Raw genomic sequence first — 25,233 nt, forward strand, 5'->3', positions numbered from 1 at the left:
GCGGCCGTAGAGCGGCTGCAGCCCGCGTTGGGGTTAAATTTGGGGGTGACAGTTCGCGAACCTGTTAAAAAAACGTGAGCAGGCACACCCAAACTGATAACATGATGTCAAAAGTAAGCGATTACAAAATTCAGTCAAGCCAAAAGTAAGCGCTTTCAAAATTGATTGTGAGTTGTCTGCAATTTTTGTGGGCAAGCTCACTCTTTCTGCAGGAGTGACTTGATGAGTGAGAAGCAAAATGGATCTGGCCGCGTTTCACTGGATGATGTTGCGCGTCTCTCTGGCGTTTCAACGGCGACGGTTTCACGCGTATTGAACGGCAGCACCACGGTCAAAGCATCACGCCGTGAAGCGGTGGAAAAGGCCTGCGAAGAGTTGGGATATGTGATTAATCGCGCCGCGCGCACCCTTGCCTCGCGACGCAGCATGACAATTGGCGCGGTGGTCCCCACGCTGGCGACAGAAACCTTTTCGCGTCCGCTGGCGGCGTTTCAGCAACTGATTCATGAAGCCGGCTACACGCTGCTATTGGCCAACTCCAACTTTGATCCGGAAACCGAGCTGAAAGAAGTCAATAAGCTGATTGAGTACGGTATCGATGGTTTGATGCTGGTGGGCAATACCCATCATCCAAAACTGTGGGAGCGCATCATTCAGCAGGATATCGCCTGCGTGCAGACCTTTTCGCAAGACAGCGAAAGACCTTGTGTCGGTTATGACAGCGAGGGTGCGGCTGAAACCCTGGCGCAGCATTTGCTGGGATTAGGGCATCAGCGCTTTGCGGTGATTGTCGGCACGCCGCCTTCGAACGATCGTATTTCAGAACGTCTGAACGGTACGCGCCGCGCCCTGCAGCAGTATGGATTGACGCTGCCGGATACGCATTTAATTGATAACGCCTTCACCATGAATGATGCGCGCAGAGCGGTGTTTCGTTTACTCGATGCGCCGCAGCCGCCCACCGCCATCGTATGCGGGAACGATCTGCTGGCGTTTGGTGCCATGCGCGCGGCGAGCGAGCGTTATCTGCGCATTCCGAATGATATCTCCATCGTGGGCTTCAACGACTATGAATACGCCGAGCATCTTGAGCATCCGCTGACCACTATGCGCGTGGATTTAGCCTCGATTGGTGAACACGCGGCGCACTATTTATTGAACACGCTGAATAACTTACCTGCGCAAACGCAGACGCAGATAAGTACCGAGTTGATTGTCCGGGGCAGCAGCGGCTCGGTGCCCCGTCAGGAACGCTAATCGCGCCTGTCCATGCCAAAACGGTTGAACACGTCCGTGACTGACGGCGTTTTCAGCCAGCCCAGAAATGCCTGCGCCCGTTCCGGTTGTTGGGCGTGGCTTAACACCGCAGCCGAGAGCGAAATCGCCTGCTGCGTACCCGCTGGCAGCGGTCCAACAACATCAATGCCCTCCACCATCAGCAATTCGCTGATCTGCTGTACTGCCAGGTCAGCGTTGCCCTGCACCAGTTGCTCGGCGGTGAAACCAGCAGGAATCACCGTGCCACGCGCGCGCAGTTCCGTATCAATGTTGAGTTGTTTCAACAATTGCGAGAACCAGACACCGCTGGCTCCGGCTTCTGACCAGGCCACCGAACGCGCAGCCAACAAAGTCTGAATCAACGTTTCGCGATTGCTGATATCAGGCTGTGCAGCGCCCGCCCGCACCGCAATTCCGATGGGAGAATCGACCAGTTCGATGCGCGTGCCCGCTTCCGCCAAACCCGATTGTGTCAGGCGGTCTAGCGTCTCAACCGTAGCGATCACCACATCCGCTTCGGCGCCGGCGTTGAGCTCTTTTTCGATGATGGTGCTGGGATGCCAGCGTATCGCCAGCGGTATATCGGGATGTTGCGACTGCCATTGCGCAACCAGCGTGTTAAACGGCGCGCTCAGTGCGAGCGCACTATAAATCGTTAACGCCATGATTAATCCTCGCGTGCGAAAAAGGGTGCGCGACGCAGCAGCGCAGCATTAAGTTGCTCAGGCCGTGTCACGCCAATCAGCGCTAAATCGCGATCGATTTCATCCCGCAGGATATGCATGGCATGTTCAACGCCCGCCTGAGCGCCAATCACCGCGCCATACAGGAATGGACGACCAAGAAATACGAAGTCCGCGCCCAGCGCCATGGCTTTCATAACATCGGTGCCGCGACGGATGCCGCTATCAATAATCACCTTCATATTGCCCTTCGCCGCCGCGATTTCAGCGAGCGTATGCAGCGGTGGCACCGTGTGATCCAGCTGACGGCCGCCGTGGTTGGAGAGAATCACCGCATCGGCGCCAAGATCACGCGCGATGAAGGCATCATCCGGCGACATCAGCCCTTTAATTACCAGATTGCCTTTCCATTTTTTACGGATCGCTTCAACGTGCTTCCAGCTCAGTTTGTCGCGTGCATTGGTGTTACGCACTTTGCTCGACATCATCGGCGGGCCGCGTTCAGCATCGGTATTTTCGAAGTGCGGCGCACCATGACGCAGGAAGGTTTGCGCCACCGTGCCCAGCAGCCAGCGCGGACTCATGGCGCTTTGCCACATCACTTTCGGCGTGATTTTTATCGGCATGCTGAAGCCGCTGCGGGTATTGTGTTCACGATTACCCAGCATCGGCGTATCACCGGTCACCACCAGCGTTTTATAGCCTGCGTGTTCAACGCGATCGACTAATCGATCGATGCGCGGTTGATCGCCCGCCAGATAGGCCTGAAACCAGGCGTCCGGATTAGCGGCGATCACCTCTTCCAGCGGAATCAGCGATGAGGCGCTCAGGATCATCGGCACATTCATGGCCCGTGCGGCTTTCGCCAGCATTAAGTCCGCGCGATAGCTGACAAACGACGCGCCACCAAGCGGAGCCACACCGAAGGGATGCGCCCAGTCATGGCCCAATAAATTCACCCGCTGATCGCGGCCCGAAACATCGCGGAACATACGCGGTACAAAGACATATTGCTGATAAGCTTCATGCGCGGCAGCAAGTCCTCTGCCGGTTTCCACGCCGCCTTTTACATATTGATAAATCATATTAGGTAACCGCTTACGCGCATGGCGTTCAAAATCTTCCAGCGCCAGTAAATCACGAAAATGGCGTGGCACCGTATTCGCAGGGCGCACCTGCGCTTCGGGTGTCACGTTAACGTTAATTGCGGTGGTTTCTCCACGAATGGTCATAGTGCGTTCTCAGGGTTAGCTAAAAGTAAGCGATTTCAAAATAGGCATTCAGACGAATGCATTCATTTCTATCCTGACAGATACGCAGTTTTTTTGTGTGACGAGCATCACCTTATGAAGACAAATGTAAGCCCTTACATTTTCATTTTGCCTCAGGTATGGTGTGCTGTAATTCACTTGTGTATCGCTAGTGTCGGAGAAAATGATGAGCCAACGCATAGTTTTACTGCATGCCACGCCGGTGGCGATGCCCCCTATTCAGGAAGCCTTTAACGATCTTTGGCCAGAGGCTGAAGTGGTGAATTTGCTGGATGATGGTTTGACGCTGGATCGCGCTAAAGAGGAACAGCTTTCGCGCCAGTTGATTGATCGCTTTGTTGCTTTTGGCCGCTACGGTTATGCGATGAATGCGCAAGGTATTCTGGTGACCTGCTCAGCTTTTGGCCCGGCGATTGATGAACTCTCTGCGGCTTTGCCGGTGCCGGTGCTGAAACCGAATGAAGCGATGTTCGAGGCTGCACTGCAGCAAGGCGAACGTATCGGCATGCTGGCGACCTTTGGCCCGTCATTAGTGACGATGTGCGATGAGTTTTATCACTATGCCGAACAAATTGGTTCATCCGCAACGCTGGAAAGCGTGCTGGTTCCGGATGCCATCGACCTGCTGCGTAAAGGCGATGTCGCCAGCCACAATCGTCTGGTCGCAGAGTTCGCGCCGCAGTTAAGTCACTGCGATGTAATTATGCTGGCTCACTTCTCCACCTCGCGCGCCGCCGACGCCGTGCGTGAAAAAGTCTCGATTCCGGTGTTAACGGCACCGCATGCCGCGGTAAAAAAAATGCAGTTAGCGATTGGAGGCTCATCATGCTGATTGGGGTCATCGCCGATGATTTTACCGGTGCCAGCGATATCGCCGTCACGCTGTCGAAAGGATTGGAGGGCGAAGGCGGATTGCGCACGACGCAATATCTTGGCGTACCGCAACAGCCTGCCGAGGAACAGGTGGAAGCAGGCGTCATTGCTTTGAAATCACGCTCTTTGCCAGCACAGGAAGCCGTTCAACAATCGCTGGCTGCTTGTGAATGGCTGTTGCAGCAAGGCTGTGCGCAGATCGTGTTTAAATATTGCTCGACCTTCGACTCGACCGATGCCGGCAACATTGGTCCGGTACTCGATGCGCTGGCTCAGCGATTAGCGGCGCGCAATGTGATTGTCTGCCCGGCATTTCCCGCGATGGGCCGTACGCTTTATCAGGGCAATTTGTTTGTGCATGACCGTCCGCTGAATGAATCAGGCATGGAGCATCATCCTCTGACGCCAATGAAGGATGCGGACATCCGCCGTTTGCTGGCGCGCCAGGCGAAAACGCGCGTCAGCCACATTGGCTGGCAGCAAGTGGTGCGAGGCAGTGAAGCACTGCGCGAGATACTGCAAGACCAAACAGATGAGGAAACGCAATTGGTGGTGGTGGATGCCCTCAGCGATCACGATTTAACGCTGATCGGCATCGCCGCTGCAGGAGAGAAGTTGATCAGTGGTGGATCGGGCATCGCGCTTGCCCTGCCGCACAACTTTATCAGCGCCGGTAAAGCACAAGGTAATAACAGTAAGTTTCCTGCCATTAAAGGTTCCAGCGCCATTTTAGTTGGCAGTTGTTCAGGTGCGACGCGCGGACAAATAGAGGAACACCAAAAACAGCATGCGGTGCTGGCCATTGAGATTGAGGATGTGATGGCGGAACGTATTGATGCTGACGATCTCGTGGACTTCATCCTCACCCATCAGGAACGTTGTCCGCTGATCTATTCCTCAGGCGATCCGGCAGTAGTGAAGCAAGCGCAGCAGCAGTTTGGCCAACACAACATCTCGCAACGCCTTGATCGCTTATTTGGCGATACGGCACGCAAGTTGGTGCTTGAAGCGGGCATTCAGCGTTTAGTGGTTGGCGGCGGAGAAACTTCGGGCGCGGTGGTCAGCGCGTTAAATTTGGGTTCGCTGCAGGTTGGAAGTGAAATCGATCCTGGCGTGCCCGCCCTGTTTGCTCAGGGCGAGCGGCCGCTGGCGCTGGCGCTTAAATCGGGGAATTTTGGTCGGCGCGACTTCTTCTCGCATGCCCTTAACGTATTAGCCGGTTCTACGCATTAAATTGAAGACAACGTCGCGCTGACGTTGTCTTCTTCTCACTCTAACGGCCACCAAATTCCGGTAACACCCCAAACCAGCTCAACAGCCAGGCCAATATATTCATCGCGCCAAACATCAACAGAAAGGCCACCGCCAGCGAACAGCGTTGCTGAGATTTCCATGCCAACAGCGCGGGGATGATGACCGCCCACAAGGTGGCAAACAGTCCGGCAAAACCAATCGCGGCGACAAAGCCATTCGGCCACCAAATCGAGGCAAGTAACGGCGGCAGGAAAGTCAGGCTGGCGGTTTTCAGGCGTGCGACGGATGAATTCCCGAATCCCAGACGATCGGCGATGAAATCAAACAGACCGGCGGTGACGCCAAGGAATGAGGCAATCACGGCGAAATGCGAGAAGATCGACATCATCAGCGCCAGCGCATTGACGTGCAGATGCGCACGCAGCGCCGCCATCAGCGCAGCGATGTCGCCGCCCTGCTTCACAATCTCAGGAAACGCGTCGCGCGGTAGATTTCCCATGGTGCTGGTTAGCCAAAACAGATACAACGCCAGCGACAGCAGCGTTCCCAACACCAAAGCGCGCGTGATGTTTTGCTTATTACCGCCGTAATAACTCACCAGACCGGTGATGTTGCCGTGGTAACCAAACGAAGCGAGACAAAACGGCAGCACGCCGAGTGCATAAGGCCAGTAACGTTCACCGGCTGCGGGTCCGCTCAGTAACGACGGCACGTTCACCTGTGTCAGAAGTCCGCCAAACAGCACGATCAACAGCAGAATTTTCGCCAGCACGCAGAAGGTCATCAAGCGACTGACGCCCGTCGTACCGAGCCAAACGACGACGGCGACGCACAGCGTCAGTAACACCTTGGCTTCTGCAGTTGAGATCGGTAATCCCAACTGACTGATTGAGTGCTGATAGACCGGACCGCTGGCTGAAATGTAGGCGTATGTCAGGATGCCAAGGACGAATAAGATGCTGAGGCCGTTCAGCGCCGCCCAGCCGCGTCCAAGCAAATCTTTGGTTAAAGTGTTGTAACCCGCGCCCGGCGGATACGTGAGGCTGACGCGCATAAACAACAAGCCGGACAGCAACATGCCGCCCCAGCTGATCAGCAGTAACATCATCGCCCAGCCAAACCACGCGCCCGCCATCACCACCGGCAGCGTAAACATCCCTGCGCCCACCACGGTGCCGCAAATAATCATCGCGCCCCACCATACGGAAGGCTGGCGGCGGGACAATGTCATCTCCGTCATCACTTATTCCCTACAAAACATCTTAAAGGCGGCGATGATACACGGGAAAACGCTGAGAAGAGAGTGTGATACGCGATAATACGCGCGCCAGTTAAACCTGACGCGCGTTTAAGGAAGGGAAAACAACTTAGTTATAAAACGCCGGTTTCACTGGCATAGTGACCGGTACGATGTCTCCGGATTTTTGCGCCGCAACACAGGCATCGGCAGCAACCGCCGCAGCGTAGCCATCCCACGCAGACGGGCCGGTCATTTCACCCGACAACACGTTATTGATGAAGTCCTGCAACTCCACGTCATAGGCATCGATGAAACGCTTTTTCCAGTCGGTAAGAATGCTGGTGGAGAGTTTGGCCGCGCTGCGCGTCTGTACCGACATCGGTTCAGGCAGGCGCGCAATACCGCTTTCGCCGACCACTTCACACTGAATATCGTAGCCGTATGTGCAGTTCACGAAGATTTCGACGTCGATGCGCACGCCTTTGGCGGTTTCCAGCAGCACGATTTGCGGATCTTTCAGATGCGAAGCGGCTTTACTGGTTGAGCGCGGGTAGATCACCTGCGCACTGACGTAATCATCTTTCAGCAACCAGCGCAGCACATCGAGCTCATGAATCAGCGTATCGGTGATCGCCATATCAGTAGTGTAGGAATCGCCGACTTCGGGATTGCGATGCGCGCAGTGCAGCATCAGCGGTTCGCCGATGTCACCCTTCTCAATCACCGCTTTCAGCGCGCGGTAGCCCGCGTCGTAAGGACGCATAAAGCCGACCTGCACCAGCTTCTTACCGGCGGCGATTTCCGCTTCCACGATGTTCATACAACCCTGCGCGGTGACCGCCAGCGGCTTTTCGCAGAACACCGCCTTGCCGGCTTTGATCGCTGCCAGCACAAACTCTTCATGGGTTGGGCCCCACGAGGTGACCAGAATCGCCTGCACCTCTGGCGCGTTAATCAGATCATGTGCGTTGTCGTAAATCTCCGCCTGAATGCCGAAATCGTGGATGATCTGCTCGCAGTTGCTGCGGTTGATGTCATTCAGCGCCACTACACGCGAATGTTGCAGTACCTGGCTACAACGACGAATGTGTTCGCGACCGATCGCGCCCGTGCCAATTACACCGATATTGAGCGTCATGGAAGTGTTCCTTAGTTATTCAGGTAAGCAATGCTGGAGTGGATTTCACGAGCAATTTGTTCTTCGCTCCAGTTATCCATCACCGACGAAAACGGTTCGAAAGCGTAAATGCCGCGATAGCCCATCTCTTCCAGACGCTGCACTTGTTGTTTCGATTTCAGCACATCGTCGGCGCTTAACATGATGCGCTCTTCGTCGGTTAACTGATGCGTTGGGCGCGCGTCGGTCACGCCGGACAAATGCACCAGCCCGATATTGTTGACGTCGACGCCGCCAGCAAAGTCTTGTTCAGCCCCTTCGTACAAATGATGGTGAAAGGTATCCAATACGATTTTGAACGGCGCGCCGGCTTGTTTGATCAGCTGCTGTGCCAGAGCCGCTGAACGCAGCGAGCTTTGCGGGAAACCGAGCGGCTCCACCAGACCGGCAATGCCATATTCGGCAAACAGTGGCGCCAGCGTTTTTAACGCATCGACGGTTTGCTGCTGGGAAATAACGGTGCCGTCATTCAGTGGGCAAAGGACTAACGCTTTCGCACCGGTGGCACGCGCGTCTTTTAATAAAGCGCGCGTTTTCTCCAGCACGTCATCGCTTAATTGGTTAAACGGATAAACCGCATTAATAGTTTCAATGGTAAAAGCATGCTGCGTCGCGAGATGGCGAACTTCTTCGCCTGTTAAATTATCGGTCACGCTACCACTTTTCATATCATTGCGGATTTCGACTTTATTTAACCCCAGCTTTTCAACCAGCGAGAAAAAACGCTTGAGACTAAGATTAGGCGCGATTTTACGATTAACGCAGAGTCGGTCATGGCTTATTTTGTAGGTCATGGTGTGTTCTATCCTGAAAGAGTAATATTTATTAGCTTCTGTTTTGTCATGTCGCGTCGATATCTTGCGATAGTAAGCGATGTTGTTTTGCTGCTCTGCCAGAACCTTGATTGATTTACATCAATGCAACATCATTTGTACAACTCATGGAAATAGTGCTCGACCTGTTCCAGGCTGCGTCCTTTGGTTTCCGGTATGGTGCGCAACACGAACATCGATCCCCCAATACCAATCACGGCAAAGGTTAAGAAGGCACCGGCCAGACCAAATGCCGCCAACAGCAACGGGAACGCCATGGAAATGGCGAAGTTGGCCATCCACAACGCAAATACCGCGCCGCCCATGCAAATACCGCGCATCCGCGCTGGAAAGATCTCGGAAAGTAATAGCCAGGTAACCGGCGACAACGCGCCTTGCTGGAAGCACAGAAACATCAGCATGCCCGCCAGCACCAGATAGGCGCGCAGCAGATTGACGTCGCCTGCCGGGTGATATTCCGGCATGAAGAAACACACCGCGGCGATAAAAAACAGGCACGCGGTGCAGCCCATCTGACCAACCAGTACCAGCGGACGACGGCCGATTTTGCCGATCATCCAGATACCGATCAGCGTCATCAGCACCGAAATCACGCCGTTGGCGATGGTGGCGAACAGCGCGGCATCGTTGCTCAAGCCGGTTGCCGTCAGCATGGTAGGCGCGTAATACATGATGGTGTTGACGCCGGTCAGCTGCTGAATCGCCGCGATGCCGATACCAAGCAGGAACACTTTGCGCAGCCACGGCGTACGCAAATCGCGCAGGCGGCCTTTGCCCTGTTGCCGGTTCTCTTCGATGGTTTCTTCTATCTCTTCCAGCTCCCATTCGACGTCATCGGCCGCGCGGGTTTTCTCCAGTACTTTGCGTGCTTGCTGGCTATTACCGCGCATTACATGCCAGCGCGGGCTTTCCGGCATAAAGATCATGCCCAACCACAGCAATACTGCGGGCACAGTTGAGATAGCGATCATCCAGCGCCACGTGTGTTCTCCACCCCAGATTTCATTGAAAGTGGCGTTGGACACGTACGCCAGCAACTGACCTGAAACAATCATCAGCTCCTGCAAGGTCACCAGTTGACCGCGCTTGTTCGCCGGGGCAATTTCCGCGATATACACCGGCACCGTGGCCGCTGCGCCACCGACGGCGATACCGAGGAACAGACGTGAAGCAATCATTGAGATGACATCCGGCGCGAAGGCCGAACCGATGGCGCCAAGGGCAAAAATAAAGGCCAGAGAAATGATGATCTTGCGGCGTCCCAGCGCGTCCGCGAAATGACCGGCGAGCAGCGCGCCAAAAGCGGCGCCAAACAGCAGTGAACTGGTGACTAACCCGGTGGTAAAAGGCGTGAGCTGTAGATCGTCACGCATAAAGAGTAAAGCGCCCGATACTACACCGGTATCGTAGCCGAACAGCAATCCACCTAGCGTGGCGACCAGCGCAATAATTTTAACAAATGGCTCGGTGCGCGTGGTGCTATTGGGACCGGAAGCGGTGTTGGTGGATATATAAAGTTCTCTTTCCATAATACCTCCTGGTGAAAAACAATTAAGGAAATACGGCAGAACAAAACAGAGCGCTCACGCTAACGGTGTTTTTATTTCATGTTAATTTTTATTTGGAATTTGCTTTCCGAAATGTGAGTTCAAGCATTTTTTGATTTTTATTTTGATGGAATTACATCAGGGAAAAGTGTTTATTTAGGGACGGATTTGAGGGGGTAAATAAAAAAAGGTCGCCATTAATGGCGACCATAGGAATTAAAACATCCAGCGTACGCCGGCATTATAACGCCAGCCTTTGGTGCCATTACCGTCTATTTCCTGACGATAATCCGCTTCGGCGTACAACGAAACATCACGCTTCAGCGTTGCGGTGCCGCCAATGCCGACATCCCACATCTGGCCAAATTTACCGCTATCGAAATTCACGCTCTCCGGCGATCCGTTAGCGCTGGCGCGGGTGGTCGCCGGTCCGCCCCAACCGCGCGTATAGCTGGTGCGCAGATACGGCGTATATTGCTGCCCCGCCTGATCCTGCCAGGTGCGATCGAGACGCGCACCCACGCGGCCGATGGTTTGATCGTAATTGCCCCAGCTAAAGCGGGTGTTATCCCGATCGACCACATCATCCATATTCAGCTGCAAATACATCAGCTGCGCCTGCGGTTCGATGCGTACACCGTTGGCAAACTGCCACGGATAACCGGTTTCCAGCGAGGCACCCCAACCGTTGCCCTTCAGCTTGCCCACCTCTTTCTGCCGCGCGATATCGGTGTCGCCGCGATGCCAGTCAAATGACAGCGCGCCATCAAGATAAAAACCGCTGTCGCGCAGCCAGGTTGCGTAGAGCGACAAGGTATCGTTATCGAAGCTGGTTGAGCTGTAGCCGTCCGACGCGTCCGGGCGAATACGTGCGTTACCGCGCGTGTAAGCCAGGCCCGCGCGCAGGCTGTCGCTGGTGCCCTGCAGATGCAACAGATTGCCGCCGAGCTGCACGGCGCTGTAATCGAGGTCAAAGTCATAGCCGTACTGGCCGAGATCGCGATTGGTTTTGTACTTCAGATTGGAACCCAGATAACGAATAAACATCTCACCGCTGCCGCTGCTGTCATCGGCGCGCAGTTCACCCAAACGCTTATGCAGATCGTTCATCACCGCCATGTTGTAGTAGGCCAACCCAACCGGCGCGGAGATATAAGAAGGCATCTGCGGCGTCACCTTCGGCCGCACCACATTGCCCGCCGCATCCGTCACCACATTGTTCGCCAGACGGTAATCCCACACCGCGGTGTTTTGCGTGGCGTACAGGCCGTATTGCCACGGACCGCTCGCCACATAGCCGTTGCTCAGCGCAAAACTGTTCGCGCTGGCGCTGCCGGTGACCTGCGCCAGCGAGATGCCTTGATTCGGCGTGATGATCGCCGCGCTACCGGCGAGCGGCGTGACGTCGAGCAGCGTGGTGTCGCTGGTGTTGCCGTTGACGCGCAGGCTATCGCTGGTGCGGTTGGCGACAATTGGCGTATTGAGTTTCACGTGACCGCCGGTGGAAACCAGATCGCCATCGATGGTGAGCGTATTGCCCGGCGCGCTGCTACCGTTGGTGAGATCCAGCGTGCCGGCGTTATTCACCACCAGAGAGCCATCAGTCGCGCCGCTCAGCAGCGGATTGACGCCATCACCCGCGAACAACGTCGATGCCTAATCGATGTTGATGGTGCTGTGCGCCAGCTTGAGGTTATCGGTCAGCGTCCATTGCGTGTTGTAGAAGTTGATGGTGCTCCAGCCGCCGCCAAGGTTGGTGCCTTTGCTGAGATCGTCTGCTGCCAGCGAAGCGCCGCGCGCATTGATGTCGTTGAAGCTGAGCGTGCTGCCCGCGCCGTTGTCGGTGGTGATGTGGCGCGTGTTAGCCAGGCTGACATTCTCAACCAGCGTCTGATTGTTTCCGCTGCCCATCGTCAAACTGCCGTCAATAGTGCCGCCAGAGAGTTGCAGCGTGTCATTGCCGTTACCGGTGTTAACGTCACCGACCACACTGCCCGACAGCAAGGCAAACTGGTCGTTACTCGCCCCGCCCGCCACGATCACGGTTTCCGGGAACGGTGCGCTGATATTGCCTTCATTGATAAACACCGTTTGCCCGCCGCGCAGATCAATGATCGGCGAAACGGTACTCAGCGAGACGATGCCGCCACGGTTAATCACTTCGCTGGCCGTGCTGGTAACGATGGCGGAACCACCGGTCATTCCGTCCACGTTATACACCGCCAGCGTACCTTCGTTGATCACGCGGCCAGTGGTATTAGCGCGAACGCCGGTGCTGTTGGAACCGGTGATAAAGAAGTAGTAATTGGGACCAATCAGCAGATCGTTACTGGTGGTCGAACCATCTTCATTTTCAAACAGATAACCCACACCTTCAGAGACGCCAATATAGGCGCTGCCAGTAGGATCAAACGAGGTGGCTGAACGTATCGCGTTGCCACCATTGATCTCAAGTCGTGCCCGGTTAAGGGAAATATTGCTGGTTTCCGCGCGGTTATTGATCACGTTGCCTTTATAAGCGCTGAGTACCACGTGATCGGCGATAAAACCGCTCGCGCCGTGATCGATAAAAACGGTATCCGCACTGTTACCGGCGTAGGTTGTGCTGGTGTAGTTGAAATAATCGTCGGCGCCATCACCCACAATGTTCAGCACACCGCCATTGCTGACGCGTAACGCGCTACCGTTATCCACTTGTAACTGGCAGCTCATCTGCATGTATTGGCCGTAGCCGTTGCTGACATCCACGCCCACACCGTTGGTGACGTGAATCGTGCCGCGATTGATAAGGTTGCCGCCGTAGTAAAGTCGGGCACCAACATCGTTGTTGCCGGTGAGTTCAATATTGCTTTGGTTCTCAATGCGGGAACCGTTACCGCTGCTCCGTTAATGGGGGCGCTATCGGATAAAATTGGCCGCAGACCAGTCTATCTGATGGACGCGATCCTGAGCATTGTCGCTATTGTACCGTTCTTACTCGCCCTGCAGCAAAACAGCTACTGGCTGACGTAGATCGCCTTTGATAGTCGCGCTAACACTCGGCCACAGCATGTGTTGCGCACCGCAAGCTTCATGGTTCCCGGAGCTATTCCCCACCCATATTCGTTGCAGCGGCATCGCGATAATTTGGCAGGTCGGCTCGTTGATTGGCAGCGGAGTGCTGGGGTTTTGGCGGCGGTAAAAATTCTGCAAATGACCGACGGACATTGGTATGGATTAGCGCTTTATGTTGCGGTGCTGGGGATTATTTCGGTCATTGATTTATTTCGGTTGCCCGAAATTGCGCCAAGTCGCCGCAACGGCGAATATCATCATTGGCGACATTTAAAATTGTTAATAAAAATAATAGATTATGAGTCTAACTATAAACCTGTCAATAAAAATGACAGGTTTATAGTTGTAACTGATTTTCTTAAATTAATGGTCAGCCTGCAACAAATTCGTCTACAGCCAAACTAACTGCACTCTTAATTTGAGATACTCGTTTTTCACCGATGTATTCGACTCTATCAAGTTCTTCGTTAGTGCATTCAAATAACATTCTTACGGTAGTAAAGCCATTTTTATACAATCGCTCTTTAATTGCATCTGATAAATCCAAAACACTAATATCTTTATCCAGCAGAACCTGAACCGGAGATCTTTCTACGCCTTTCTCTCCGCAAACAGAACATTTTTCAGAAGGTATATTTATTGGATGTCCATTAAAGCATTCAAATAATGGCTCAGATGATATATCTCCTACAATTTCTTGCCAAAGCTCAGCGCTTTTTGTTACTTCCGCATGAATTCTGCTTGATAATCCTGAGAAAAATGATAACCAATCAGAGGCTTTTAATGTTCCTCTAAAATTAACACCTATTACATTATCCCTAAACATGAATCCCGGATGTAGTAAAAATAGTGTTCCCGTTTCTCGTTTACTTAGTCTGGCTGGCCCCTCAGGAATTAAAACGTTAGCTGCAACTAAAAGCTTTAAGGCTGCCTGACATAGATAAGGTACTTGCATTGAATTGGTGACAGCTAAATATCCGCGTGGTTTTCCAGACTCATATGGACCAGGCTTATCAGATATTTTCTGTCTGAACTCATGTAAAAGATATTCAGCTGCTTTTAATAACCTAGGATCTAAATCTTTTATAACTCCAGGAACCATGTTATCGAGATGTTTATCTATTACTGTTGTAATAGCAATTCTGACATCTTCAAATCTCATTTCTTCAGGTTGTTTAGAGCCCAAAGTTGTTTGTATTTGCGCAACTAGACGAAGTAAACCACGAGGATTACCATTTGCACAATAGGCCAGTAATTTAATCCATTCATTGTTGCTCAATAATTGATGGAAAATACCTCTACTTTCATCAGAATCAGCAACCTCACTTCTTTTCTCAAGTAACTCAATAAATACATCGATAGTTTCAGTTTTAGGGGTGTCACCAATAGGTATAACGACAGCATCATGCCCATAAGCAAAATCTAAACCATATCTAGTTACTGCAGGATAAACGGATATCTTAAAAGCTAACTTAGGGTCGTATAGAGACTTAATGGCTGTAAAAAAAGCTCCCTGAGCACGAGTATCAAGAGCATGGGCAGCATCATCTAAGAATAGAATTAGAAGATCTAAATTTAGTTTATCGACTACGGATTTAAGTATCTCGGACGTGTATGTGTAGCCCTGAAGTAAGTATAGTGTTTGGGAAGGTATATTTTCTTTAATTAAAATGCTATTAACATCAACATCGCCGCGATAAGTCGTTTCAAGTGCGCTAACAATAACACTCCAGTTAATATTATCTAACTCAGGTATTTTTTTTATGCTATCTGAAGAAATTGAGGAAACAGTATCCTTCACTGCACTCAAAATACGAGCATTTATCCAAGCTCTAAAATAAGATAACTCATAATTATTACCATCCTGTAAGTTAGGAGGTGGTAAAGTTGCTAAATACCTTTTGAAAGTAGTATGTACGCCAAGAACTTTACCTCCTTGACTATAAGCATTTCTCAAATATAAGCTAGCGGAGCGCATTAGCATTGTTTTACCTGCGCCCCTACAACCTTCTATTAGTAAGTTTTCCCCAGTATACATCCTGGACAAAATCGGCTTCCATGGCCCAACCACAAGTAATTGCTCAATAAGTTCATTAGGTATATTGTCGGCTTGGAGTTGTAACGTATAATCTGCCATTTTACTTTACCTCTTTTAGAAGAGCGCTTATATTTAATATGCTTTCCGAAGACTCCAATCCAAGTTTTTGAATATCTTCGATTGTGGCTTTCCCTTCTTTCATATCTATTAGAACCTGATGCGGTAGACTTACCTCACTTGTTAGGAAAAGCGCCCAAAAAAGAACAACTGTATCCAGAGCTTCTTTGAGAGGAGTAAGGCAATGATTAGCAATTAATTCTGAGCAATCTTCTAAATTTTTTGGTTGTTTTGGTTGGAATGTACCATGTACTCCCTGACTAAATAATGTCAAAATTTTATTGGCTCGAGATATAGGACGCGCAAGCTTACTAATATTTAACTGATCAGGAGGTGTTGCTTTAATAGCAGAGATTAAGCTCTCATATCTTTCATTGTAAACAAGAGAAAATGGATGTTTTTCGCTAGACTCATTTAAAAGTTGGTGCAACATTAATCTGTACTTTGGATTATCACTTAGCTCAACTTTCAAAGATACTTTCCATGCAGCCCTATGAATCGGTGCTTCAAGAAAATATAAAGTAAACATTGCCTGTTCGAACCACGACCTCCACAATGAATAAGCTTGTTTTAAATATCCAGCTCTTGCTAGCTCACATCCAGCTACTAAATCATTGTTACCGCTGCGGAGAAGAAAATGCACTTCACTTACATAGTCTTTCTCTAAAATGTTTTCAGCAATTTCATGACACAGACTCAAGATTTGTGTCGCTTGAATTTGAATACCTATGAGTTGACTCTGAGGCGAATCAGCATCATTTTCTATAGTGGCTTCTATATTCCAAGCAGGGCGTATGGTTATCATTGGTTTCCTTAACAATGAGGCTGTTATGTGAGCTAATTATGCGAGGATTAAATTTCAACTTTTCAATCAACATTCATTTCGAATGTTAATAGCCTTATGTATGAAACATCGCACGTCATTTTGATTTTATTGATTTTCTTATGAATTTGAAAGCTTTTTTATTTGAGTATGGGGCTGTTTTAATCTATCAAAATTTATTGTTTTGAAGACAAGATATACGAGACGCACATCGCATCTATTGAAAGTACTAGGTTTATGCATTAATCACAAAAGTATTGCTGGTTTAAGAATTTGTAAAATCCCGCTAATGCAATATCCTTGATTTTCATCATTTTCCTGCACCTCCCGCCTAATCGGATCGCTATCTTCATGCGCAATATGCAGTCGCGTTGCCTGTCACTGAACGACTTCGAGAAGTACGCCCAACGTTATCTGCCGCATCCGCTGTTCGCCTACGTCTCTGGCGGCGTCGAGGACAATATCGCACTGCGCAACACGCTGGCGTCTTATGCACGCTACAACTTGATCCCGGAAAACATGGTGGATGTGTCGCAGCGCAGCATTGCAGTTGAGCTGTTTGGCCAGCGCTACGCGGCACCGGTTGGCATCGCGCCAATGGGCATCTCGGCGTTAACCGGGTTTGACGGCGATTGCACGCTGGCCCGCGCGGCGATGGAGAAGAAGGTGCCGTTTATCATGAGCGGCTCTTCGCTGACGCGGCTGGAAGATGTGGCGCAGGTGAATCCTGATATGTGGTTCCAGGCGTATCTGCCGAAAACGCTGGAGGAGATTGATGCGCTGATCGATCGCGTGAAGCGTGCCGCCATCCCGGTGCTGGTGATCACCGTCGATACGCCAGTTAAAGCCAATCGGGAAAACAACGTGCGCGCCGGATTTGCCACGCCGTTCCGTCCCAGCCTGCGTCTGGCGTGGCAAGGCATTACGCATCCGCGCTGGTTAACCGGCACCTTATTAAAGACGCTGATGAAAAGCGGCATGCCCTATTTTGAGAACAATAATGCGCAACGTGGCGCGCCGCTGTTTTCGAAAAACGCGGTGCGGGATTTCAGCGGTCGCAGCCACTTAACCTGGCAGCATATCGGGCATATCCGCGCGCGCTGGCCTGGCGCGATGGTGATTAAAGGCATTCTCAGCCGCAACGATGCGCTGCGCTGTAAAGCCATCGGCATCGACGGCATTGTGGTCTCCAATCACGGCGGCCGACAGCTGGATACGGTGATCCCACCGTTGTATGTGCTGCCGGAAATCGTCGAAGCGGCCGGTGAAATGACGGTGATGTTTGATAGCGGGATTCGCCGCGGCACCGACGCCATCAAAGCCATCGCGCTGGGCGCGCAAGCCTGTTTTGTCGGGCGACCGTTTAATTATGCTTGTGCGGTGGGCGGTTTAGCGGGTGTCAATTTAGCCATTGATTTGATTACCAGCGAAGTGAGCCGCGATTTAGGTATGTTAGGCGCGGCGTCGCTGGCGGATTTAGGGGAGAAGCATCTTCGAGCGCAAATACTGTAGCGGCGCAATTTACTGCGCAATGAATTGCGCCGCTACGGTATGTGCATAAATAAACCCCTTCACCTGCGGCGCGGCAGCGAAACCAGCAGCAAGCCAAACACAATCAGCACCACGCCGGCAAAGCTACTCCAGCGGAAGGTTTCGCCCAAAATCGGCAAGGAAATCGCGGCCAGCCACACCACTACATAACTTAAACTGAGCAGCGGATAGAGCCGGTTAAGCGGCAGCTGGCGCAGCGCCAGCATCCAGCACAGCATCGACAGCGCATACGCCCCGAGGCCCATCGCCAACAGCAGCAGCGGTTTCCAGTGCTGCACACTCAGCAATTCCCTTAATGGCGGGAAATCCAGCATCGCCAACCGCAGCAACAGCTGCGCCAGCGAAACCAGCAACACGCTGCACAGCGCCAGCATCACGCCTTTCATAGATGACTTCCCATCAGCGCCACGCCAGCAACAATCGCCAGCGTACCGATCCACTGCTGCACGCTGTAGGTTTCGCGCCAGATCAGACGCGCGGCGATCGCCACCAACACAAAGTTAAGACTCAGCATCGGATACGCCACGCTCACCGGCACCACGCGCAATACCGCCAGCCACAGCAGCATGCCGATACCGAGCAGCAGGATGCTGAGCGCCAGCCAGGAAATCCCCTTTTTGATACCGAGATGGGCCGCCTGCTTTTGACACAGCTGGGCGGCACAGCTCAGCACGCTCACCAGTAAAATCAGCAGCAGATTCACGGTTTCGCATCGTAGCCGTAGTAAACCAGGCGGCCCTGACGATAGACATCATCCGGTTCCGGTAGGTTTTTATCCGGCGTGCTGTCGCTGGCATTCAGCATCAACACCAGCGAAACCTTGCCCAGACGACGATGGATACGCAGCCAGTCGGCAAAGTTATCCGCATCAATATAGTGTGACTGTGCATCCGGGTAGCTCAGGCCATATTGCAACTCACCTTTGGCATCGTAGAAATTGATGTCGCTGCGCTGCAGTTCCCAGGCCACCGCTGATGCCACGCCAGGATTGTTTGCCAGCAGATAACGGCTATCCGCCAGCTGATCGTGTACCGCGCTAACAAAACTTTGTGGCTGCTTTGAATCGCGCACCTTGTCAGGAATGGCAAATCCCACCAGTAACGCCAGCGCCAGCGGACAGAGCGCGGCTAACTGCCAGCGACCCTTCTCCGGCTTGCGGCTCAACCAGCCCATCACGGCCCAACCTATAAAGGAGAGCGCCGCACAGAGCACGCCCATCCCTTCATCGCCGCTATAAACCGGACGATGCGCAACGCCCCAGGGTGCCAGCACCACTAAAACCACAATGGTGATGACCAAACCGAACAGCAGATTGATGCAACCATTCACCTTCAGCGCTTTAATCACCTGTGCCGAACCGCTGTTTGCGTAATGCGCCATCAGCAAGGCCAGCGGCGCGAAGCACGGTAAAATGTAGGTCGGCAGTTTGCCTTTAGCGATGCTGAAAAACAGCAGCGGTAACAGCACCCAGCTCAACAGATAAATCGAACCCGCTTGCTGGCTGCGCTGACGCCACGCACCAACCAGCGATCCCGGCAGCAGCGCCAGCCACGGCAAAGTGCCCGCCAGCAACACCGGAATGTAGTACCAGAATGGCGCTTTATGCTGCGCGTCCGACTCGGCGAAACGCTGTATATGCTCAACCCAGAAGAAGTAATGCCAGAAATCGCCTTCCTGCTGATGAATCGCCAGCGCCCACGGCGTGCTGAGCAGCGCAGCGACCAACATCGTCAGCGGTCCCCAACGCAGCAATTCGCCAAAGCGACGTTGCCAGATGGCCCAAGGCAGAATCGCCAGCACCGGTACCGCCAGCGCGAGAAAACCTTTGGTCATAAATCCCATCGCGCAGGCCGCACCCAGCAACACATATCCGATCAATCGTTGCCGCGTGCTACTGGCCTGCGACGCCAGCCAGTAACTGCACATTGCCGCGACCAGCCACAGCATCAGGATCGGATCGAGCACCGCGTAGGTTCCGACGCCGTACACCAGCAACGAGGTGAGAAAAATAATGCTGCCGCTCAGCGCGATTTTACGGCTGGCGAACATCTGCGTGCCGAGCCAATACACCAATACCGCGCTCAACGTGGTGCTGAAAATCGATCCGGCGCGCACGCCAAAGTTGGTGTGACCAAACAGCAACTGGCCGAGGTTATTGACCCAATAACCGGCAATCGGTTTCTCGAAGTAGCGCAGATCGAAGAAATGCGGCACCACCCAATTGCCGCTAAACAGCATTTCCCGGCTGATTTCGGCATAGCGGGTTTCGTCCGGCTGCCATAAGGCGCGGAACTCAATTGGCATCAGGTAAAACAGCGCGAAGAGCGCGATAAGTAACGCGGTTTTAGTGCCTGTACGCATCCGTGGTTCCTGTAAAATTAACGCTGGCAGCCTAGCCAGCCTTCACGTCCGGGAATATGCCCGCGTACGATATTGCCCTGTGGCAGCGTAGTGAGATCGTCGGGTAACAAGGCGCTGAGTGGACAAAACTGAATGTCTTGCTGCTCCGCACGCCTCAGCAGATCGGCGAACGCCTCAAGCCCGACAATCCCTTCCACTTCGGCATGAATGGTGTAAACCGGCGAACCGCTTGCGGCATGGATCTGCTCGAGGATGAAGTCGTTATAACCTTCCGCGCTCACCGATTGCCCAACCACTTCATCCCAGGTCGGCAAGGTCACCGGGATTTGTACCGTGCCGTGGCTGCCATCACTGAGAATCGGTATAAATGGGCCGCTGCCGCGACAATCACTGTTATAGCTGAAATCAAACTGCTGCTTGGCAGCCACCACGCGACCATCAGCGCGCCAGCCCGCCACCGCTGAACAGGTGACATTGTCACCGATGATCGCTTCCAGCGCCTGTTTACCGCGCGCAATTTGCTCAACCAGTTTCTCTTGCGGCCACACACCCGCCCAAGTTTGCCAGGCAAAGTGATCCCACGCATGCAAACCGACTTCATGATGATCGGCGGTGGCGCTGATGATCTCCTCCAGACCGCGACCAATCTCACGTCCCGGCCAGGCGGTGCCGGCCAGCAAAATATCCCAGCCGTAGAGTGATGCGGCGCGCGACCGCAGCATTTTCCACAGGAAACGCGGTTTTAACAGGCGCCACAAATGGCGCCCCATATTGTCCGGCCCAACGCTGAAGAAAAAACTGGCCTGCAGCTGATGCAAACTGAATTGCTCCAGTAACGCCGGCACGCCAAGTTGGGTGCCGCGCCAGGTATCGACATCGACACGCAAACCGACTTTCTTCATGATTTATCCTGTAGCTCAACGGCGCGCAGGAAGAAGTCCAGCGTGTTATCGATGGTGGTATCCATCTTTACGGTTGGTGTCCAGTCCAGCAGACGACGCGCGTTTTTGATCGACGGCTTACGGTGTTCCACGTCCTGATAACCTTTGCCGTAATAGCTGCTGCTCTCCACTTCACGGAAGCCGGCAAACGGCGGGAAGTTGCTGCGCAGCGGGTGACGTTCGAAACTCGCCAGCAGACGCTCGGCCAACTCTTTGATGCTGGCTTCGTTATCCGGGTTACCGATGTTGACGATCTGGCCGTCGCAGTTGTTCTGTTTGTTTTCGATGATACGGAACAGCGCTTCGATGCCGTCGCGAATATCGGTGAAGCAGCGCTTCTGTGCGCCGCCATCAATCAGCTTAATTGGTGAGCCTTCCACCAGATTGAGGATCAGCTGCGTGATAGCACGAGAACTGCCGATACGCGCGGCATTCAGATTATCGAGGCGCGGCCCCATCCAGTTAAATGGACGGAACAGCGTAAAGCGCAGCCCTTCTTTCTCACCGTAAGCCCAAATCACGCGGTCCAGCAGCTGCTTAGACACCGAATAGATCCAGCGCTGTTTATTGATCGGCCCAACCACCAGATTAGAGTGATCCTCATCGAAATGCTGATCGGTACACATGCCGTACACTTCGGAAGTCGATGGGAAAATGATGCGCTTTTTGTACTTCACGCAGTCACGAATGATTTTGAGGTTCTCTTCAAAGTCGAGCTCAAACACGCGCAGCGGATTGCGTGTGTACTCAATCGGCGTGGCGATGGCCACCAATGGCAACACCACGTCGCACTTCTTAATGTGATACTCGATCCATTCTGAGTGAATGCTGATGTCGCCTTCGACAAAGTGGAAGCGTGGCTGATCGAGGAAACGGCTGATGGCGTCAGAACCGATGTCTAAACCGTAGACTTCGAAGTTATCATCCTGCAGCAGACGCTCGGTGAGGTGGTTACCGATAAAACCGTTCACGCCGAGAATCAGCACGCGCGTGCGTCGTTTCACCGCCGCCACTGGCTGAGAATAGAGCAAGGCGCCCTTCACCATACCGAGGTTTTGCGCCAGCTGGCTGCCGTTCATAAACACGCCGTTATCGCTTTGACCGGTCACCACTTCCAGCGCGCCTTCAGCGCAGGCGATCAGGAATGGCTCAACAGAAAGCACGGTACCCGGTTTGGCCTGATGTTCAGTGCTGTGTACGCGACTTTTCCACACCACGAATTTTACCGTTCCGGCATAGGCGAACGCGCCGGGCCACGGATAGGTCACCGCGCGCACCAGATTATTGACCGTGTGCGCCGGTTGTTCCCATTTAATGCGGCCATCTTCTGGCGTGCGGCGCCCCACAACCGTGGCTTCGCGCTCATTTTGTGGTGTGGTAACGATATCGCCGCGTTTCACCGCCGGTAATGCGCCTTCCAGCACCTGCGTTGCACAGGCAACCAGCTTGCGATGCAGCGTTAACGCGTTGTCCTGCTCGTCAATCGCCACGCGCTGTTGCGCCACGATGTCACCGGCATCGGCGCGCTTCACCATGCGGTGCAGCGTTACGCCGGTTTCGGTTTCGCCATTGACCAGCACCCAGTTCAGCGGTGCGCGGCCACGGTATTTGGGCAGCAGCGAACCGTGCAGGTTAAAGGCCCCCAAACGCGCACTGCTGAGAATGCTGTCGTTCAACAAAGCGCGGTAATAGAAGGAGAAGATGTAATCCGGTGCCATGGTTTTAATGCGATCGACCCACAGCGGATGATTGACATCCTCCGGCGCATAGACCGGAATGCCCTGCTCAGCGGCTAAACGCGCAACGGAGTCGAAAAAGTGGCTCTCAGTTCCTGTGTCTGAGTGGGTGAAAATAGCGCTGATTTCATAACCAGCGTACAGAAGTGCAGAAATACCCGCACAGCCCATTTCGGCGTAGGCGAAGACGACAGTTTTCATTGCTCAATTTCCTGTACAGATGAGGCGTTTTGCTGTGGGTGAATCACACGTTGGATGAAGTAGCGCGGACGGGCGCGTACGTCGTTGTAAATGCGGCCGATGTATTCGCCGAGTAATCCCATACCTATGAACTGCGCGCCGACAAAAATAAACAGCACCGCGAACAGCAGGAACACGCCGTCACCGGCCCATACCGCGCCGAGGAACAGACGCAGCACAATCAGAATCAGCGAGAAGGCAAAACCGGCCAGCGCAATCAGGCTTCCGACGATACTCAGCAAGCGCAGCGGCGTGGTGGTCAGGCAAGTGACCAGGTCATACATCAGGTTAATCAGCCGCATAAAGCTGTACTTCGAATCGCCAAATTCGCGCTCGGCGTGCGCCACCGGCAGCTCGGTGGTGCGGCGCGCGAAGGTGTTGGCGAGGATGGGAATAAAGGTGCTGCGTTCGTGGCAGTTCAGCATCGCATCGACGATATGGCGGCGATAAGCGCGCAGCATGCAGCCGTAATCGCCCATCGCTTTGCCGGTAACGCGCTGAATCAGATGATTGATGGTGCGTGAGGCGCGACGACGGAACCAGCTGTCCTGGCGGTTTTGACGCACGGTGCCCACCACGTCATAACCCTGCTTAGCCGCTTTCACCAGGTTCGGGATCTCTTCCGGCGGGTTTTGCAGATCGGCATCCAGCGTGATGATCAGGTCGCCGCTGACGTGGCTAAAGCCCGCCATGATCGCCGAGTGCTGACCGTAATTACGGTTCAGCAACACGCCAACCACATGGCTGCCCGGCATATCGGCGGCATCGGCAATCATCTCGCCCGAGCGATCGCTGCTGCCGTCATCGACCAGCAGAATCTCGTACGCCAGATTTAATCCCGCACAGGCCGCATCAGTACGACGCACCAGTTCCGGCAGGCTCTCCTCTTCGTTGTACACCGGGATCACCACGGAAACTTTGCGAATGGTTTTTTCTTCCAGCATGTCAAACTCCAGCGATCTGACGTAATGCGCTAATCACGCGCGTGACATCTTCATCGCGCATATCAGGGAATAACGGGATTGAGCAGATGCGATCGCTATTCCATTCGGTGTGCGGCAACGAGAGTTGCGGATAGCGTTCGCGATAATATTTGTGGGTGTGCGCGGCACGGAAATGCAGCCCGGTGCCGATATCCTGTGCTTTCAAGGTTTCCATAAGCGCATCACGACTGATGCCGCACTGCGCCTCATCAACGCGAATAATGAACAGATGCCACGCGTGTTGATGTGACCATTCTGGCTGCGCCAGCGGCAGAAACGGCGTATTCGCCAGTTCAGTGAGATAGCGCTGCGCAATCGCCGCGCGGCGCTGATTGATGGCGGGCAGCTTTTTCAGCTGCACCAAAGCAATTGCTGCGCTGATATCTGGCAGGTTGTATTTGAAACCCGGCATGATCACTTCGGCCTGCGGCTTGCGGCCGTGCGTGTGGCGATCGTACGCATCGACGCCAAGTCCGTGGAATTTCAGGCTGCGCATGCGGTCGGCCAACGCCGCATCATCGGTGACAATCAAGCCACCTTCGGCGCAGGTCATGTTTTTGATGGCGTGGAAGGAGAAGATCGCCGTGCCCTGCTGGCCAACGTGCTTTTCTTTGTAATAACAGCCTGCGGCATGCGCCGCATCTTCAATCACCGGAATGCCATGGCGCTCACCAATAGCGCGAATGGCATCTATATCGGCGGGCGCGCCAGCGTAATGCACCGGAATGATGGCGCGCGTACGCGGCGTGATCGCCGCTTCAATCAGCTCCGGCGTTACCATCAAGGTGTCGCGATCGATATCGATCATCACCGGCGTCGCACCCAGCAGCGTGATGATGTTGATGGTGGAAACCCAGGTTAGCGAAGGCGTGATCACCTCATCGCCAGGCTGGATGCCCAGCGCCAGCAGCGTGACGTGCATCCCCGCCGTGGCGGAGCTGACAGCAATCGCATGCTGATTGCCAGTGAGCTGGCAAAAAGCCTCTTCCAGTTCGGCATTTTTCGGGCCGGTGGTGATCCAACCCGACTCAAACACCAATTTAACGGCGGCTAACTCTTCCTCGCCCAACGAGGGACGTGAGAATGGTAGAAAATTCATTATGTTACCTTGGAATTAAGCACTATTTAACGGCCATTTATTCCAAAATACGCGGGTTAACTTAACGCAACATTAAATGAGAAGGGTACTAAGTCGGCTTTTTCTGACACGTTGAGGATTGGTAGAGGAAGGGT

The 25,233-nt window shown here is 53.3% G+C and carries 21 protein-coding genes and 1 pseudogene; 5 read left to right on the top strand and 17 right to left on the bottom strand.

Annotation, left to right across the window (positions count from 1 at the left end; translation table 11 throughout):
* The first annotated feature begins 222 nt into the window (after positions 1-222).
* Positions 223-1,257, top strand: coding sequence for a LacI family DNA-binding transcriptional regulator (locus DEU53_RS10060; protein WP_110866924.1), 1,035 nt, complete (start codon positions 223-225; stop codon positions 1,255-1,257).
* Here DEU53_RS10060 and DEU53_RS10065 read toward each other — a convergent pair.
* Entirely contained in the window at positions 1,254-1,943 is a 690-nt protein-coding gene (locus tag DEU53_RS10065; protein ID WP_101761467.1) for a substrate-binding domain-containing protein, read from the bottom strand. The genes DEU53_RS10060 and DEU53_RS10065 overlap by 4 nt on opposite strands.
* Before the next feature lie 2 nt (positions 1,944-1,945).
* On the bottom strand, positions 1,946-3,193 hold the full coding sequence (locus tag DEU53_RS10070; protein ID WP_008106273.1) for an alpha-hydroxy acid oxidase: 1,248 nt from the start codon (positions 3,191-3,193) through the stop codon (positions 1,946-1,948).
* A 205-nt stretch (positions 3,194-3,398) separates the two neighbouring features.
* Here DEU53_RS10070 and DEU53_RS10075 point away from each other — a divergent pair, with 205 nt between their 5' ends.
* Positions 3,399-4,064 carry an aspartate/glutamate racemase family protein gene (locus DEU53_RS10075; RefSeq protein ID WP_110866925.1) on the top strand — a complete coding sequence of 222 codons (666 nt, stop codon included), beginning with the start codon at positions 3,399-3,401 and terminating at the stop codon, positions 4,062-4,064.
* Positions 4,058-5,338, top strand: coding sequence for a 3-oxo-tetronate kinase (otnK, locus tag DEU53_RS10080; RefSeq protein ID WP_110866926.1), 1,281 nt, complete (start codon positions 4,058-4,060; stop codon positions 5,336-5,338). The genes DEU53_RS10075 and otnK overlap by 7 nt, the downstream gene beginning before the upstream one ends.
* Positions 5,339-5,378: 40 nt before the next feature.
* Here the strand turns inward: otnK and DEU53_RS10085 are convergent, their stop codons facing one another.
* The 6 genes from DEU53_RS10085 to DEU53_RS23165 form a co-directional block, all read right to left on the bottom strand.
* Positions 5,379-6,599, bottom strand: a complete 1,221-nt coding sequence (locus DEU53_RS10085) for an aromatic amino acid transporter (RefSeq protein ID WP_110866927.1) — start codon at positions 6,597-6,599, stop codon at positions 5,379-5,381.
* A 127-nt stretch (positions 6,600-6,726) separates the two neighbouring features.
* Complete coding sequence (locus DEU53_RS10090; RefSeq protein ID WP_110866928.1) at positions 6,727-7,737, bottom strand: Gfo/Idh/MocA family protein; 1,011 nt, start codon at positions 7,735-7,737, stop codon at positions 6,727-6,729.
* An 11-nt stretch (positions 7,738-7,748) separates the two neighbouring features.
* The gene (locus DEU53_RS10095) at positions 7,749-8,570 is read right to left on the bottom strand and encodes a TIM barrel protein (RefSeq protein ID WP_110866929.1); all 822 of its coding nucleotides are present in this window, start codon (positions 8,568-8,570) and stop codon (positions 7,749-7,751) included.
* 131 nt (positions 8,571-8,701) lie between these two features.
* A complete protein-coding gene (locus DEU53_RS10100; protein ID WP_110866930.1) occupies positions 8,702-10,138 on the bottom strand; it encodes a sugar porter family MFS transporter in 1,437 nt (478 codons plus the stop codon).
* Positions 10,139-10,372: 234 nt separating this feature from the next.
* Positions 10,373-11,803: an autotransporter outer membrane beta-barrel domain-containing protein gene (locus tag DEU53_RS23160; RefSeq protein WP_233501714.1), complete on the bottom strand. Its 1,431-nt coding sequence runs from the start codon at positions 11,801-11,803 to the stop codon at positions 10,373-10,375.
* A 9-nt stretch (positions 11,804-11,812) separates the two neighbouring features.
* Positions 11,813-12,904 carry a hypothetical protein gene (locus tag DEU53_RS23165; protein WP_233501717.1) on the bottom strand — a complete coding sequence of 364 codons (1,092 nt, stop codon included), beginning with the start codon at positions 12,902-12,904 and terminating at the stop codon, positions 11,813-11,815.
* Between the two features lie 123 nt (positions 12,905-13,027).
* On the opposite strand from DEU53_RS23165, the pseudogene DEU53_RS23170 reads away from it, so the two are divergent.
* Positions 13,028-13,477, top strand: a pseudogene (locus DEU53_RS23170) (MFS transporter); the annotation flags it as partial.
* A gap of 103 nt (positions 13,478-13,580) precedes the next feature.
* Here DEU53_RS23170 and DEU53_RS22955 read toward each other — a convergent pair.
* Together DEU53_RS22955 and DEU53_RS10115 are read right to left on the bottom strand one after the other, a co-directional pair.
* Positions 13,581-15,347 (bottom strand): helix-hairpin-helix domain-containing protein, encoded by a 1,767-nt coding sequence (locus DEU53_RS22955; RefSeq protein ID WP_146222853.1) that lies wholly within the window; start codon positions 15,345-15,347, stop codon positions 13,581-13,583.
* 1 nt (position 15,348) lies between these two features.
* A complete protein-coding gene (locus DEU53_RS10115) occupies positions 15,349-16,170 on the bottom strand; it encodes a hypothetical protein (RefSeq protein WP_110866931.1) in 822 nt (273 codons plus the stop codon).
* Positions 16,171-16,539: 369 nt separating this feature from the next.
* On the opposite strand from DEU53_RS10115, the gene DEU53_RS10120 reads away from it, so the two are divergent.
* Positions 16,540-17,700: an alpha-hydroxy acid oxidase gene (locus tag DEU53_RS10120; RefSeq protein WP_110866987.1), complete on the top strand. Its 1,161-nt coding sequence runs from the start codon at positions 16,540-16,542 to the stop codon at positions 17,698-17,700.
* Positions 17,701-17,759: 59 nt separating this feature from the next.
* Here the strand turns inward: DEU53_RS10120 and arnF are convergent, their stop codons facing one another.
* From arnF to arnB, 7 genes are read right to left on the bottom strand one after another with little or no spacing between them, the layout of a single operon-like run.
* The gene (gene arnF, locus DEU53_RS10125; RefSeq protein WP_110866932.1) at positions 17,760-18,125 is read right to left on the bottom strand and encodes a 4-amino-4-deoxy-L-arabinose-phosphoundecaprenol flippase subunit ArnF; all 366 of its coding nucleotides are present in this window, start codon (positions 18,123-18,125) and stop codon (positions 17,760-17,762) included.
* The gene (gene arnE / locus DEU53_RS10130) at positions 18,122-18,442 is read right to left on the bottom strand and encodes a 4-amino-4-deoxy-L-arabinose-phosphoundecaprenol flippase subunit ArnE (RefSeq protein ID WP_101761459.1); all 321 of its coding nucleotides are present in this window, start codon (positions 18,440-18,442) and stop codon (positions 18,122-18,124) included. The genes arnF and arnE overlap by 4 nt, the downstream gene beginning before the upstream one ends.
* Positions 18,439-20,100: a lipid IV(A) 4-amino-4-deoxy-L-arabinosyltransferase gene (gene arnT / locus DEU53_RS10135; RefSeq protein ID WP_110866933.1), complete on the bottom strand. Its 1,662-nt coding sequence runs from the start codon at positions 20,098-20,100 to the stop codon at positions 18,439-18,441. The genes arnE and arnT overlap by 4 nt, the downstream gene beginning before the upstream one ends.
* Positions 20,101-20,117: 17 nt before the next feature.
* Positions 20,118-21,002 (bottom strand): 4-deoxy-4-formamido-L-arabinose-phosphoundecaprenol deformylase, encoded by an 885-nt coding sequence (gene arnD, locus DEU53_RS10140; RefSeq protein WP_110866934.1) that lies wholly within the window; start codon positions 21,000-21,002, stop codon positions 20,118-20,120.
* Positions 20,999-22,978 carry a bifunctional UDP-4-amino-4-deoxy-L-arabinose formyltransferase/UDP-glucuronic acid oxidase ArnA gene (gene arnA / locus DEU53_RS10145; RefSeq protein ID WP_110866935.1) on the bottom strand — a complete coding sequence of 660 codons (1,980 nt, stop codon included), beginning with the start codon at positions 22,976-22,978 and terminating at the stop codon, positions 20,999-21,001. Before arnA ends, arnD begins: the two co-directional genes overlap by 4 nt.
* Positions 22,975-23,961, bottom strand: coding sequence for an undecaprenyl-phosphate 4-deoxy-4-formamido-L-arabinose transferase (arnC, locus tag DEU53_RS10150; protein WP_110866936.1), 987 nt, complete (start codon positions 23,959-23,961; stop codon positions 22,975-22,977). Before arnC ends, arnA begins: the two co-directional genes overlap by 4 nt.
* 1 nt (position 23,962) lies before the next feature.
* A complete protein-coding gene (gene arnB / locus DEU53_RS10155) occupies positions 23,963-25,099 on the bottom strand; it encodes a UDP-4-amino-4-deoxy-L-arabinose aminotransferase (protein ID WP_110866937.1) in 1,137 nt (378 codons plus the stop codon).
* Positions 25,100-25,233: the final 134 nt, after the last annotated feature.

The sequence above is a fragment of the Pantoea sp. AG1095 genome, assembly GCF_003208415.1.
Taxonomy (GTDB): Bacteria; Pseudomonadota; Gammaproteobacteria; order Enterobacterales; family Enterobacteriaceae; genus Pantoea; species Pantoea leporis.

Bases quoted from the DNA above. Each gene is read 5' to 3' on its own strand.
- otnK (WP_110866926.1), top strand. From the start codon at position 4,058: ATGCTGATTGGGGTCATCGCCGATGATTTTACCGGTGCCAGCGATATC.
- arnC (WP_110866936.1), bottom strand. From the start codon at position 23,961: ATGCTGGAAGAAAAAACCATTCGCAAAGTTTCCGTGGTGATCCCGGTG.
- arnF (WP_110866932.1), bottom strand. From the start codon at position 18,125: ATGAAAGGCGTGATGCTGGCGCTGTGCAGCGTGTTGCTGGTTTCGCTG.
- DEU53_RS10100 (WP_110866930.1), bottom strand. From the start codon at position 10,138: ATGGAAAGAGAACTTTATATATCCACCAACACCGCTTCCGGTCCCAAT.
- arnB (WP_110866937.1), bottom strand. From the start codon at position 25,099: ATGAATTTTCTACCATTCTCACGTCCCTCGTTGGGCGAGGAAGAGTTA.
- DEU53_RS10065 (WP_101761467.1), bottom strand. From the start codon at position 1,943: ATGGCGTTAACGATTTATAGTGCGCTCGCACTGAGCGCGCCGTTTAAC.
- DEU53_RS10120 (WP_110866987.1), top strand. From the start codon at position 16,540: ATGCGCAATATGCAGTCGCGTTGCCTGTCACTGAACGACTTCGAGAAG.
- DEU53_RS10075 (WP_110866925.1), top strand. From the start codon at position 3,399: ATGAGCCAACGCATAGTTTTACTGCATGCCACGCCGGTGGCGATGCCC.
- DEU53_RS10060 (WP_110866924.1), top strand. From the start codon at position 223: ATGAGTGAGAAGCAAAATGGATCTGGCCGCGTTTCACTGGATGATGTT.
- DEU53_RS10085 (WP_110866927.1), bottom strand. From the start codon at position 6,599: ATGACGGAGATGACATTGTCCCGCCGCCAGCCTTCCGTATGGTGGGGC.
- arnD (WP_110866934.1), bottom strand. From the start codon at position 21,002: ATGAAGAAAGTCGGTTTGCGTGTCGATGTCGATACCTGGCGCGGCACC.
- arnT (WP_110866933.1), bottom strand. From the start codon at position 20,100: ATGCGTACAGGCACTAAAACCGCGTTACTTATCGCGCTCTTCGCGCTG.
- arnA (WP_110866935.1), bottom strand. From the start codon at position 22,978: ATGAAAACTGTCGTCTTCGCCTACGCCGAAATGGGCTGTGCGGGTATT.
- DEU53_RS10070 (WP_008106273.1), bottom strand. From the start codon at position 3,193: ATGACCATTCGTGGAGAAACCACCGCAATTAACGTTAACGTGACACCC.
- DEU53_RS10095 (WP_110866929.1), bottom strand. From the start codon at position 8,570: ATGACCTACAAAATAAGCCATGACCGACTCTGCGTTAATCGTAAAATC.
- DEU53_RS22955 (WP_146222853.1), bottom strand. From the start codon at position 15,347: ATGGCAGATTATACGTTACAACTCCAAGCCGACAATATACCTAATGAA.
- DEU53_RS10090 (WP_110866928.1), bottom strand. From the start codon at position 7,737: ATGACGCTCAATATCGGTGTAATTGGCACGGGCGCGATCGGTCGCGAA.
- DEU53_RS10115 (WP_110866931.1), bottom strand. From the start codon at position 16,170: ATGATAACCATACGCCCTGCTTGGAATATAGAAGCCACTATAGAAAAT.